The organism is Mesorhizobium sp. M3A.F.Ca.ET.175.01.1.1, assembly GCF_004791945.1.
GTDB lineage: Bacteria > Pseudomonadota > Alphaproteobacteria > Rhizobiales > Rhizobiaceae > Mesorhizobium.
In genome coordinates this window covers 48,966-62,096 of the sequence record NZ_SRTP01000011.1, presented here as the reverse complement: position 1 = coordinate 62,096, position 13,131 = coordinate 48,966, and the positions used below count along the sequence as shown (strand labels likewise).

The 13,131-nt window shown below is 62.8% G+C and carries 9 protein-coding genes and 2 tRNA genes; 9 read left to right on the top strand and 2 right to left on the bottom strand.

From position 1 onward, the window contains the following. Nucleotides 1–48 precede the first annotated feature (48 nt). Nucleotides 49–1,410 carry a site-specific integrase gene (locus EN818_RS22625; protein WP_135905081.1) on the bottom strand — a complete coding sequence of 454 codons (1,362 nt, stop codon included), beginning with the start codon at nt 1,408–1,410 and terminating at the stop codon, nt 49–51. Nucleotides 1,411–1,497: 87 nt separating this feature from the next. Then, a tRNA-Asn gene (locus EN818_RS22620) sits at nt 1,498–1,572 on the bottom strand. Between the two features lie 217 nt (nt 1,573–1,789). Between EN818_RS22620 and EN818_RS22615 the strand changes: the two genes are divergently transcribed. The 9 genes from EN818_RS22615 to EN818_RS22575 all read left to right on the top strand — a co-directional run bounded on the left by EN818_RS22615 (nt 1,790) and on the right by EN818_RS22575 (nt 13,125). Beyond that, nucleotides 1,790–2,050, top strand: a complete 261-nt coding sequence (locus EN818_RS22615) for a PGPGW domain-containing protein (RefSeq protein ID WP_095807267.1) — start codon at nt 1,790–1,792, stop codon at nt 2,048–2,050. 186 nt (nt 2,051–2,236) lie between these two features. Continuing rightward, a tRNA-Cys gene (locus tag EN818_RS22610) sits at nt 2,237–2,310 on the top strand. Between the two features lie 101 nt (nt 2,311–2,411). Then, on the top strand, nt 2,412–3,086 hold the full coding sequence (locus EN818_RS22605; protein WP_095807166.1) for a protein-L-isoaspartate O-methyltransferase: 675 nt from the start codon (nt 2,412–2,414) through the stop codon (nt 3,084–3,086). A 187-nt stretch (nt 3,087–3,273) separates the two neighbouring features. Next, a complete protein-coding gene (locus EN818_RS22600) occupies nt 3,274–4,650 on the top strand; it encodes a TolC family outer membrane protein (protein WP_095807268.1) in 1,377 nt (458 codons plus the stop codon). Between the two features lie 228 nt (nt 4,651–4,878). Beyond that, nucleotides 4,879–5,691, top strand: coding sequence for a PopZ family protein (locus EN818_RS22595; protein WP_095807167.1), 813 nt, complete (start codon nt 4,879–4,881; stop codon nt 5,689–5,691). Between the two features lie 212 nt (nt 5,692–5,903). Further along, nucleotides 5,904–8,687, top strand: a complete 2,784-nt coding sequence (locus EN818_RS22590; RefSeq protein WP_129553898.1) for a valine--tRNA ligase — start codon at nt 5,904–5,906, stop codon at nt 8,685–8,687. Between the two features lie 360 nt (nt 8,688–9,047). Continuing rightward, complete coding sequence (locus EN818_RS22585; protein ID WP_095807169.1) at nt 9,048–10,295, top strand: OmpP1/FadL family transporter; 1,248 nt, start codon at nt 9,048–9,050, stop codon at nt 10,293–10,295. Between the two features lie 291 nt (nt 10,296–10,586). Then, nucleotides 10,587–12,311 carry a dihydroxy-acid dehydratase gene (ilvD, locus tag EN818_RS22580; RefSeq protein ID WP_095807170.1) on the top strand — a complete coding sequence of 575 codons (1,725 nt, stop codon included), beginning with the start codon at nt 10,587–10,589 and terminating at the stop codon, nt 12,309–12,311. Beyond that, nucleotides 12,298–13,125, top strand: coding sequence for a tetratricopeptide repeat protein (locus tag EN818_RS22575; RefSeq protein ID WP_095807171.1), 828 nt, complete (start codon nt 12,298–12,300; stop codon nt 13,123–13,125). Before ilvD ends, EN818_RS22575 begins: the two co-directional genes overlap by 14 nt. Nucleotides 13,126–13,131: the final 6 nt, after the last annotated feature.

Sequence of the window (13,131 nt, the reverse complement as noted above, 5' to 3'; positions counted from 1 at the left end):
CTCGAACCTCGAAGCCGCTGAAACGCCCCACCAGACATAGCGCAGGGCCTATTTGCTCTCGCTCTCGACACCCAGCGCCGCCTTGAGCGCCCGTTCGGCCACCTTTAGCCTAGCCTCGTCACCCCCATAGTCCTCCCCGACGCTGCCCGATGAATGGCCGAGCACGATGTCTTGGTCTGACTTGGAGATACCAGCCAGCCGGAGCCGGTCTTTCATAAGGTGGCGAAGGGAGTGCGACGGGCCAACCTTCGGGTCATCCACGACAGTCCGGACGTGCTTGCCGAGAGCAGCGGACGCCGAGGCGGGTCCGCCTTCGCGACCATAGGCCGGGAACAGCAGACCTCCACCATTGGCCGCCTCCACAGCTTCCTTGGCGGCTTGGAACGCGGTCCCGAACAGCGGCACGTTGCGCCGCGATACCGCATTCTTAATGCGCCGCTCGTCGTGCCACTCAACCGTCATATGTGGAATGGCGTGGTCAAGGTGAACATCGGCCACCCGTAAGCCTGCCACTTCGGCAATGCGGCATCCCGTCCCCTCCATGATTTGCCATATCCGGAGAAGGTCCGGCCGAGCGTGTGACACGATACGGGCCGTGACCGCCTTTGCTTCCTTCTCCGTGTAGGGACGGCGCTTGTCCCGGTCGGGTTCGGCCTTGTCTCTGCCAGGAGCGGCTTCAAGGTTCATGAACGGGTTAGCCATGCCGGCCAGATCAAATTCCCGGATGGCGTGATTGACGACGGCGCGGACGACGTTCAAATAGCGATCGACGGATGACGCCTTGCGCCCGTCCGCCATATGGTCGCGGACCTCTCTGGCATCCTCGCGTTTGAGGCCCACTAACGTCCGATCACTCTGGAGCGCCTCGCTCACCAGCTTGAAGACGCGCTCCAACTCCATGGTCTTCTTAGCGTCATCCCCTACGCGCTCCTTAAGATACAGCTTCCGGGCATCCTCTATCGTGGGCGCAGGGCGGGACAGCTTCCCGCCGCCGGACAGGATAGCCACAGCGCGGCCTTCCACCGGGTCCTCTCTCCCTCCAGACCTCGATAGATAGCTCTCCCGGATCACGTCGGCCGCCTCGGGGTCACTGCCGGGCAGCGTACGGTCCCCAATGTGGACCATCGTGGCCGCCAGCTCTTGCGCCCGCAGCTCTGCCAGCCTGTGCAATTCCATAGGCGTGACTGTAGACAGGTCCTGCCCGCCACTACGCCGACGAGCCTCGGCCACCAGCCGCTCAAACTCTGCATTGACCTTGGGGTAGCTGCGGAGAGCTTCGCGCTCCGTATCGCCGAGGTAACGCTTGAACTCACTCTGTCCGATGAGCGGCGCTACTTCGCGGGGAAGCCTTCTGCGGTAATGCCAAGTGCCGGCTTTAGTCTGGATAACGTACTTCAATACAAGCCCCATTGTGGACCTCCGGTGTACCGGAATGTGGACCGCTAGGAAAGGCTTGGCCTTGAAAACGTTGAGAAATATGGGCTTTCGTGTGGACTTTGGCTCCCCGGGCCGGATTCGAACCAGCGACCAACCGGTTAACAGCCGGTTGCTCTACCACTGAGCTACCGGGGAACGGAGGCTCTCATGTGAGTGGCGCTGCCTATAGCAAACCCGTTTCGGCTTTGCAAAGAAGCAATTCGTAATTTTTCTGCACTTTTTCCTGCGGCCATTTGTGGCATCGTTTCGGCATGCCCACATATGAAGGGCTTCACGCCGGCAGGGAACAACGGGCCGGGCTATTGATTTCGATTCCCGATGGCTTAGGCAGCGGATGGGATATGGCATCGACATGACGGCAGCTAACGACGATCAGGAACCAGCGCGCAAGATCACGGTCTTCGGACGCGAGTTCACCATGCCGCGCTCGCGTGGCCTCAGGATTGCGTTGGGCATGGTGCTGACCGTCGGCGGCATCTTGGGTTTCCTGCCGATTCTCGGCTTCTGGATGATCCCGCTGGGCCTGCTGGTGCTGTCCTACGAATTCGCGCTGGTGCGTCGTCACAGGCGGCGCTTCGTCGTCTGGTGGGAGCGCCGGCGGCGGCCGGACTGAGAGCTTGCCATTGCAAGCCCGGCCAACTCCGACGCAAGCTGCGACACCGCCGTCGAGATCGGCCACAAGGGATTGCGATTCTTACCTGTGATGACGCACGGGAAAGCGCCCGGAATGAATTTCCGGCGCTTGACGACCTTCCACCGCCACCATATTGAGTGCGCTCGGAACGCCGGGAGCGTATGGGGCCTCGTGGCGGAGTGGTTACGCAGAGGACTGCAAATCCTTGCACCCCGGTTCGATTCCGGGCGAGGCCTCCAGATGCCCGGGCTCCCGCGCCATCGCGCCGGGAGCGAGGTTCCAGTCGAATTGAGCCGCGTCCGGTCAGCGGATTGGGCGCGGGAAGCGGATTGGTTGGGACATGAGCGCTGATTTCTCCGAACGCCGCGTGAAGATGGTCGATGGCCAGGTCCGCACCACCGACGTCACCAGCGCGCCGCTCATCGAAGCCATGCTTTCGGTGCCGCGCGAAGCTTTCGTCGGCGCCGGTCAGCGCGATCTGGCCTATATCGACGAGGACATTCGCATTTCGGACGCCGCCAACGGCACCGGCGCCCGCTACCTGATGGAACCGTCGCCGCTGGCCAAGCTGCTGCAACTGGCTGAGATCGACGCAAGCGATTCGGTGCTCGATGTCGGATGCGGCACCGGCTATTCGGCCGCTCTGCTGTCTCGAATAGCAAAATCGGTGGTTGCGCTGGAGAGCGATACGGCGCTGGCGGAGGCCGCGAGGTCGACGCTCGCAAGCCTCGGCTGCCTGAATGTGACGGTGGTGAACGGGCCGTTGCCGCAAGGGCATGCGGCCGGCGCCCCCTACGATGTCATATTCGTCGGCGGCAGCGTCCAGGAGGTCCCGGCGGAGCTTCTGAATCAATTGGCCGAGGATGGCCGCCTCGTCGCTGTCGAGGGACAGGGCAATTCCGGCGTGGCCCGTCTGTTCTTCAAAGCCGGAGGCGTTGTAACCGGGCGGCGGGCATTTAATGCGGCAATTAAGCCACTACCGGGGTTCGAACGTATCCATGCGTTCGAATTTTAAGCGATTTTGCCTTGCAGCGAAGGCATTGTCATGATCGCTTTCACCTGAACAATCGTTGCTGATTTGGTTGCCGGGCGTATTTCGGGAGGCTGGTCAGCGGGGGAACGATAAACAACGCGGCGCTGGCTGATCCAAACGGGTAGGCCGACGCGGCGTGGTTCCCATGCAAACGAATGAGGGAAATTACGTGCCGTCTGTACGCAAAACTGTCCTAGCAGCTATGCTCGTTTCCGCGACAGCGCTTTCGCCGTTGGCCGCATCGGCAGAAACCATCACCGGCGCGCTCGCCAAAGCCTATCAGTACAATTCCCAGTTGAACTCGGCCCGGGCCGGCGTGCGCGTCACCGACGAAGGCGTGGCAATCGCCAAGTCGGGCTGGCGCCCGACCATCAGGGGCTCTGCCGACGTCAATTATCAGAACACACGCGCCAGCGGCGCCAACTCGAAGCTGACCACGGGCAGCTTCGGCATCGTCATCAACCAGACGCTGTTCGACGGGTTTCAGACCAGGAACAATGTCGCCGCCGCCGAATCGCAGGTGAAGGCCTCGGTCGAGAGCCTGCGCAACACCGAGGAGAACATCCTGTTCAACGCGGCCAGCGCGTATATGGATGTGATCCGCGACCGCCAGATCGCGGTCTTGACGGAACAGAACCTGCAGTTCCTGACCGAGCAGGCGCGCGCCGCCCGCTCGCGCTTCGAGGTGGGCGAGGGCACGCGTACCGACGTGGCGCAGGCCGATGCCTCGCGCGCGACCGCCGTGGCGCAACTGAGCGCCGCGCGCGCGCAGGCGCTGGCGAGCGCGGCGACCTATCACCAGATCGTCGGTGATGAGCCGGGCAAGCTGAAGGCAGCGGCGCCGGTGGGCAGGCTGTTGCCGCCGAGCATCGACCAGGCCTTCGCCATCGCCGCGGTCGAGCATCCGGCGATCCTGTCCACGCAGCACCTCGTCGACGCGGCGGCGTTCTCCGTGAAATCCTCGGAAGGGGCGCTCCTGCCGCAGCTTTCGGCCTCTGCCGGCATTTCGGAGGATTACCTGCACCGCGATCCAGGCATAGGAACGAACGGCGATTCGACTTCTGCCAATATCGGCGCGACGCTGACCATTCCGATCTATTCGGGCGGCCGGACCTCGGCGATCGTGCGGCAGAACAAGGAATCGCTGAGCCAGGCCCGGATCGAAGTCGACGTCAGCCGCGACCAGGTGCGCCAGGCGGTGGCCTCGGCATGGACGCAATACATCGCCGCACGCCAAAGCGTGGATGCCAACCGGCAGGTGATCGCGGCCGCGCAGCTCGCCTTGAACGGCGTCATCGAGGAGCGCAATGTGGGGCAGCGCACCACGCTCGACGTGCTCAACGCGCAGAACGCGGTGATCACCGCCAAGATCAACCAGGCCGGCTCCGAGCATGATGTGGTGGTGGCAAGCTATGCCATCCTGTCGGCGATCGGACGGCTGTCGGTCGAGCGGCTCGGCCTGGCGGTCACCAAGTACAGACCGGAAGAGCACTACAATGCCGTCAAGGACAAGTGGATCGGACTGCGCACGCCGGACGGCCGCTGATCCCTTCATTCGGGCTTGCAAACAGCGCCGCGTATCAATGGATGCGCGGCGCTTTTCTTTTGTCTGTGTCGATAGGAGGCTCGCCGTCGAGCTAATCTGTTGAAATCCAACATGTCCTCAGTTTGGGGATTCTCGGATGACGATCGGTCGGTTACGCTGTCGCCATGATTCGAATCCGGTCAGGCCGGAGCGAATCGACAATGGGTCACAAAGGCGGCGGATGTGACGATGGCGACGGCAAGCAGCGCGCAGCGCGAACCTTCCATGGAAGAAATTCTGGCTTCCATCCGAAGGATCATCGAGGATAGCGACACCGGCCGCAAGCAGCCGGCCGATGCGGCTGAATTGCGCCAGGATCTGGCGCCACCGCCGACCCCGGTGCCGGTTCCCGAGATCGAGGCCTTCCGTTCCGAATTGCAGGCCGACGCCGCTCCTAAGAAGCCGGTGACGCTGGCGGAGGTTCAGGCCCAGCTCGCTGCGACCGATCCGGTCGTCGCCGTGGCGCCGCGGCCGGAACCGGCAAGGATGCCGCCCGCCCCAACGACGCTCGCCGAGGTTGGTGCAAGGGTTGCCGCCCATCCTAGCGCATCCGTGGTCACGAACAGGCCAGCAGAGCCTCCGCAAAACGCAGACAGCATCGTGGCAGACTGGCGTCGCGACGTCGCCGCTATTGGTGGGAGCGCCGCCGCCGAGAAAACCCCGACGCCGGAAGCCGCACCGGAAGTGGAGATCGAGGACGATGAGTTGCCGGAGCTGACGGCGGCCGAAACCGGCGCGTCAAGCAGCAGCGTATCGCGTGCGTCAGCAGATTCGTCATCGGTCCGCCCGTCAATTCTGTCCGAGCACACGGGCCGCCAGGTCGCCGCCGCCTTTGGTGAACTTTCAGACGCCTTCGCAAACCGCAGCAGGAAGAGCTTCGACGAAATGGCCGAGGAGATGCTGCGGCCGATGTTGCAGGACTGGCTCGACAACAATCTGCCGACGCTGGTCGAGCGGCTGGTGCGCGAAGAGATCGAGCGCGTGGCGCGCGGCGCGCAGTGACTTAGTCAGACCGTTCAAGGTGAAAGCGCCGCCTTCGGGCGGCGTTTTTGTTCTCGCCGGATGTGACGAACAGCTCTGTCGCGATAAGGCTGGGATTGCCGCCGCCCTCGGCAGGCCTATGTGAAAGAGCAGGCATCACCTGTCGCGATTGACTCGGCCAACAGCTTCCGATTTACACCGGACGCCTATCCCCGACAGCTCGGACTTCCCCCATGCTTGAAAAAAACTACGACGCCAAGACCGTCGAGCCCAAGATCGCCAAAATCTGGGAGGAGGCCGACGCCTTTCGCGCCGGCGCCGGTTCGGAGGAGGGGGCGGAGGCCTTCACCATCGTCATCCCGCCGCCGAACGTCACCGGCTCGCTGCATATGGGCCATGCACTCAACAACACGCTTCAGGACATATTGGTGCGCTTCGAGCGCATGCGCGGCAAGAACGTGCTTTGGCAGCCCGGCATGGATCACGCCGGCATCGCCACCCAAATGGTGGTCGAGCGCCAGCTCATGGAGAGGCAAATCCACCGCCGCGATCTCACCCGCGAAGAGTTCATCGAAAAGGTGTGGGAGTGGAAGGCTGAATCCGGTGGCGCGATCTTCAACCAGCTGAAGCGCCTCGGCGCCTCCGCCGACTGGTCGAGAGAGCGTTTCACCATGGACGAGGGCCTGTCCAGGGCGGTCCTGGAGGTGTTCGTCAGCCTTTACAAGGAAGGGCTGATCTATAAGGACAAGCGCCTTGTGAACTGGGACCCCAAGCTGCTGACGGCTATCTCCGACCTCGAGGTCGAGCAGCACGAAGTCAACGGCAACCTCTGGCATTTCCGCTATCCGGTCGAAGGCACGGTTTTCGATCCGGAAAACCCCAGGACTTTCATCACGGTGGCGACGACCCGTCCGGAAACCATGCTCGGCGACACGGCGGTGGCCGTCCATCCGGATGATGAGCGCTTCCGCGATCTGGTCGGCAAGAACGTCATCCTGCCGATCGTCGGCCGCAAGATCCCGGTGGTCGCCGACGAATATTCGGACCCGGAGAAGGGCTCCGGTGCGGTCAAGATCACGCCGGCGCACGACTTCAACGACTTCGAAGTCGGCAAGCGCCACAAGCTGCCGGCGATCAATATCCTGACCGTCGAGGCGACCATCAAGCTGAAGGACAACGAGGACTTTCTCGCCGGTCTTGAGCTGACGCCTGAGCGCCAGGCTGTCTGGGACGAACTCGACGGGCTTGACCGTTTCGCCGCGCGCAAGAAGGTCGTCGAACTGATGGAGGCCGGCGGCTTCGTGGAGAAGATCGAGCCGCATCGCCACACTGTGCCGCATGGCGATCGCGGTGGCGTGCCGATCGAGCCGTTCCTGACCGACCAATGGTACGTCAACGCCGCGGAACTGGCCAAGCCGGCGATTGCCTCAGTGCGCGAGGGCCGTACCAATTTCGTGCCGAAGAACTGGGAAAAAACCTATTTCGACTGGATGGAAAACATCCAGCCCTGGTGTATCTCGCGCCAGCTGTGGTGGGGCCACCAGATACCGGCTTGGTACGGGCCGGATGGCCGCGTCTTCGTCGAGAAGACCGAAGAAGAAGCGCTCGCCGCCGCGATCGAATACTATCTGGCCTTGGAAGGGCCTTGGAAGGCCTGGGTCGAGGACAAGCTTGAGAATTTCAAGCCTGGCGAGATACTCACCCGCGACGAGGACGTGCTCGACACCTGGTTCTCTTCGGCGCTGTGGCCGTTCTCGACGCTCGGCTGGCCTGACCACACTCCGGAACTCAAGACCCACTACCAGACGGACGTACTGGTCACCGGCTTCGACATCATTTTCTTCTGGGTGGCCCGCATGATGATGATGGGCCTGCATTTCATGGACGAGGAGCCGTTCCACACCGTTTATGTGCACGCGCTGGTGCGCGACAAGAACGGACAGAAGATGTCGAAGTCGAAAGGCAACGTCATCGATCCGCTCGACCTGATCGACGAGTACGGCGCGGATGCGTTACGCTTCACACTGGCGGTGATGGCGGCGCAAGGACGCGACGTGAAGCTCGACCCGGCGCGCATCGCCGGCTACCGCAATTTCGGCACCAAGCTCTGGAACGCGACGCGCTTTGCCGAGATGAACGAGGTCGCGAGGAACGACGAGTTCTGGCTGCAGGACGCCAAGCTCGCGGTCAATCGCTGGATCCTGACCGAGCTGACGCGCGCGGCACGCGCGATCACCGAGGGCATCACCAGCTACCGCTTCAACGAGGCGGCAGGGGCCGCTTATCGCTTCGTCTGGAACCTATTCTGCGACTGGTATCTGGAACTGCTGAAGCCGGTGTTCATGGGCACCGACGAGGCGGCCAAGGCGGAAAGTCGGGCCTGCGTCGCCTTCGTGCTGGACGAGATCTACAAGCTGCTGCATCCGATGATGCCGTTCATGACCGAGGAGCTTTGGGCGCAGACGGCGGGTGAGGGCATGGAGCGCGCCTCGCTGCTTTGTCATGCCGCATGGCCGTCGCCCGATTTCGAGGATGAGGAAGCGGCCGCCGACATTAATTGGCTGGTCGATCTCGTTTCCGGCATCCGCTCCGTGCGCTCCGAAATGAATGTGCCGCCGGCGGCGATCGCTCCTCTGACGGTGATCGGCGCCAACGCGCTGACCAGGGAGCGCCTGGAACACCATGCTTCGGCCATCAAGCGGTTGGCCCGCATCGGCGACATCGCGCTGGCTGACGCGGCTCCCAGGGGTTCGGCGCAGATCGTGCTTAACGAGGCGACGGTCTGCCTGCCGCTCGGCAGCCTGATCGACCTGCAGGCGGAGGCTGCGCGGCTGCAGAAGGAACTGGCCAAGGTGACCGAAGAGATCGCGCGCCTGCACAAGAAGCTTTCCAACGAAAAGTTCGTCGCCAACGCTCCGGAAGAGGTCGTCGAGGCGGAGCGCGAAAAGCTGGCCGAATATCGTGACGCTCAAGAGAAGCTTTCGGTTGCGCTGACGAGGGTTCGCGACGCTGGCTGAGGGGCCAGATTCGCAGCTCTGCGAAGCATGGTTTCCGGTGCGTTAACTGCTTCGAAAACAGGCATGCCGTTGCGTAAATTTTGACGTAAACGGAAAGTTTCGCCCCATTGTTGCCTTAATGTAACAATGCGGCCCTTTTTCTCCAAAAAAGGGCAGTTTTGCGCGATTTTCAGGCGCATTTTCCGGATTTTTCCGGCCCTTCGCTGCGGAGCGAGCTGTTTTGGACCTCAATTCGGCGGCACGCACCATGGCGAGAATACGGGCTGTCAAGACGTACATGTACAGCTAGCGAATTCGTTGTTGCACCGTTAACCCGAATTGGTTCTAGCTTGCCCCACTCGTGTTTCGGGGAGGGACTCCATGACCATCTTGCGGCTCAAGGCTCTGGCGGGGGCAGGCTGCTTTTCTATTGCTCTGATCGGCGCGGCCATGCATCCGGCGCATGCCGGCGGCCTCGAACGCGGCGGCTACGACATCGACCTTTTGTTCGATCCGGCGCCCTTCGCGACCGAAGCCGAAGCGACTTACGTGATGCCCGATCGCAAGTTCAAGAACGCGGTGGATACCGATCCGCTTGATGGCAACGTTACCGCCCTTGGAAGCACGGCCAAGGACAGTGAGAACTATTGGGTGCCGCGGATCGGCGTTAAGGCCCAGCTCGTCCCCGGCGTCGACTGCATGGTCGACTACTCCCAGCCGTGGGGGGCGCACACCTCTCCGGGCCTCTGGGCCGGCGCGCAGTCCAATATGGAAACGGACATCAAGAGCGACAACTACGCGGGCACCTGCTCGTACAAGATGGACGTCGGCAAGGGTCAGCTTCGCTTCATCGGCGGTCTGTTCTATCAGGAAGTCTACGGCTTCAAGGAAAGCCTGGTGTCGCCGCTGGTGCCCAACTTCCAGGGTACTGGCCGGGTCGACCTTTCGAGCAGCGGCTGGGGTTGGCGCGCCGGCCTTGCCTATGAAATTCCTGACATCGCCCTGCGGGCAAGTCTCGTCTACAATTCGAAAGTCAAGCTGGACAATATCTCGGGTACACTTGACCTGACCAATCTCGGACAGGGGATCACACAGATCTATGCCCCCACCGAATACATGCCGGACACGGTGGAACTGAAATTGCAGTCCGGCATCGCGCCCGGTTGGCTGGCCTTCGGTTCGATAAAGTGGGTCAACTGGAGCTTGCTGCAGAGCATCCCCATCTGCTCGCAGGCCTCGCAGGGTCTTGCCAATTGCACCACGGTCTCCCCGCTCCCGATCAGGCTGACGTCCCTCGACCTCATGTACCGCGACGGCTGGACGGTTTCGGGCGGTGTTGGCCACAAATTCAACGACCAGTGGGCGGCCGCCGGCCAACTCACCTGGGACCGCGGCACCTCGCATGGTTACGGCTCGCAGACTGACACCTGGACGCTCGGCGGCGGCGTTGCCTATACGCCGAAGCCGAACATCGAAATTCGCCTGGCCGGCGCAATCGGCGTCCTGACCAGCGGCCATTCCGGCACGCTGACCGACGAGAACGGCTATGTGGCCGGCACCGACGTCAGCTATGACTTCGGCAACGATCTGGTCACGGCGATCTCGGGCGGCCTCAAGATCAAGTTCTAAGAGTCTGAAAATTTAGAGAAAAAGGCCGGGCATGCCCGGCCTTTTTTCTTGCACGCCGCAACCCTTGATCGAGCAGCGCATCCCGGATGTTGCAGATTCGCGTCACAATGGGCGCCGGATACTATTGTGACGTTTTAGCAACAGTTTATGAACGACCCTTGCGCTAAAGGTCAGGCCGAGGAAACTGCCCATTTCCCGCCATAAACCCGGAGCAACGCAGATATGTCTCGGGATGCGTGCCAGGATGGCCAGGCGACGGGGCAGGCCGCGGGGTGTGCGGCAAGGACGAGTATGGACGCCAAGGCAATCTCCAAGGCCAAGCTGCCCAGCCGCTACGTGACCGAAGGTCCGGCGCGGGCGCCGCATCGTTCGTACCTCTACGCCATGGGGCTATCGGCCGCCGAAATCGCGCAGCCGCTGGTCGGCGTCGCCAGCTGCTGGAACGAGGCGGCACCTTGCAACATCTCGCTGATGCGCCAGGCGCAGGTGGTGAAGAAGGGTGTCGCGGCTGCCAACGGCACGCCGCGCGAATTCTGCACCATTACGGTGACCGACGGCATCGCCATGGGCCATCAAGGCATGAAGTCGTCGCTGGTGTCGCGCGAGGTCATCGCCGATTCCGTCGAGCTCACCATGCGCGGGCATTGCTATGATGCGCTGGTCGGACTCGCCGGCTGCGACAAGTCGCTGCCGGGGATGATGATGGCCATGGTGCGGCTCAACGTGCCATCGATCTTCATCTATGGCGGCTCTATCCTGCCAGGCAGCTATCGCGGCCGGCAGATCACCATTCAGGACGTGTTCGAAGCCGTCGGGCAGCATTCGGTCGGATCGATCTCGGATGCCGAGCTGCTCGAGATCGAGCAGGCTGCGTGCCCGTCCGCGGGTTCCTGCGGCGCGCAGTTCACCGCCAACACGATGGCGACCGTTGCCGAGGCGATCGGACTGGCCCTGCCTTATTCCTGCGGCGCTCCGGCCCCCTACGAGATGCGTGACCGCTTCAATTTCGCTTCCGGCGAAAAGGTCATGGAACTGATCGCCAAGAATATCCGGCCGCGCAACATCGTCACGCGCAAGTCGCTGGAGAATGCGGCAACCGTGGTCTCCGCCACCGGAGGCTCGACCAATGCGGCGCTGCATCTGCCGGCAATCGCGCATGAGGCGGGCATCAAGTTCGACCTTTTCGACGTCGCAGCGATCTTCGAGAAGACGCCCTACATCGCCGATCTCAAGCCCGGCGGCAAATATGTCGCCAAGGACATGTTCGAGGCCGGCGGCATTCCGCTCCTGATGAAGACGCTGCTGGACCACGGCTATCTGCATGGCGACTGCATGACGGTCACCGGCCGTACTTTGGCCGAAAACATGGAGCATGTTGCCTGGAATGACAGCCAGGATGTGGTCCGTCCCGCCAATCGACCAATCACCAAGACAGGTGGCGTCGTGGGATTGAAGGGAAACCTTGCTCCCGAAGGCGCGATCGTGAAGGTCGCAGGTATGTCGGAACTGACATTCTCGGGTCCGGCGCGCTGCTTCGATTCCGAGGAGGAGTGCTTCGAGGCGGTCACGCAGCGCAACTACCAGGAAGGCGAGGTTCTCGTCATCCGTTACGAGGGGCCGCGCGGCGGTCCGGGCATGCGTGAGATGCTGTCGACGACGGCGGCGCTCTATGGCCAGGGCATGGGCGGCAAGGTGGCTCTCATCACCGACGGGCGTTTTTCCGGCGCCACGCGCGGTTTCTGTATTGGCCATGTCGGGCCGGAAGCGGCCGTCGGCGGGCCGATCGGGCTCCTCAAGGATGGCGATGTGATCTCGATCGACGCCGTGAACGGTACGATCGAGGTGGCGCTTTCGGACGCCGAACTCGCGGCGCGGGCGAAGAAATGGAAGGCGCGCGAGACCGACTATCAGTCGGGCGCGATCTGGAAATACGCGCAGGCCGTAGGGTCTGCGCGCGACGGCGCGGTCACCCATCCGGGTGCTGCCAAAGAAACACACTGTTATGCGGACATCTGAGGTGTTGAGGTCATCGGTCTTGTCGGCACTGGTCGCGGTTGCGACTTTGGGCGCCGTTGGCCAGGCCATGGCCTTCGACGACAAGGTGTTCGACGACAAGACCGGCGTGAAGCCGCAGTCGAGCCCGTGGGCGGTGTTCCAGTTCGGCTTCTCCGCCTACAAGAACGGCCACAAGGACCAGGCCGTCGAGGCCTATAAATATGCCGCCGAGAACGGCCAGATCGGCGCCACCTGGAAGCTGGCGCGCATGTATGCCGCAGGCGACGGCGTGGCGCGCGACGATTACGCCGCCTTCAAGTTCTTCAGCGAGATCGTCGACCAGGATGTCGAGCCCGGCTCGCCGGAGGAGAGCTATGTCTCGGACGCGCTGGTGGCGCTCGGAGATTACCTGCGCAAAGGCATCCCTGGCAGCCCGGTGACGGAGAACGAGGTCGCGGCGCAGGAGTATTACATGCGCGCGGCCGCCAACTATCGCAATCCGAACGCCCAGTTCGAGATCGGCCAGATGTTCCTGAAGGGCGAGGGCGGTGTGAAGGCCAGCGTCAAGCAGGCCGGCCGCTGGCTCCAGCTGGCGGCCGAGAAGGGCCATGCCGGCGCCCAGGCGACGCTCGGCAACCTCCTGTTCCAGAGCGGTAAGGTCGTGCGCGGCCTGGCGATGATGACGGCGGCACTGGAACGGGCTCCGCCGGCCGATCAGACCTGGATCCGCAGTATGCAGGAAGAAGCCTTCGCCGCCGCCGGGGAGGCCGACCGCCGCACCGCGATTTCTTTGGCGGACGACATCCTGACCAAGGGCAACAACGGCGATCGGTAGGTCGCA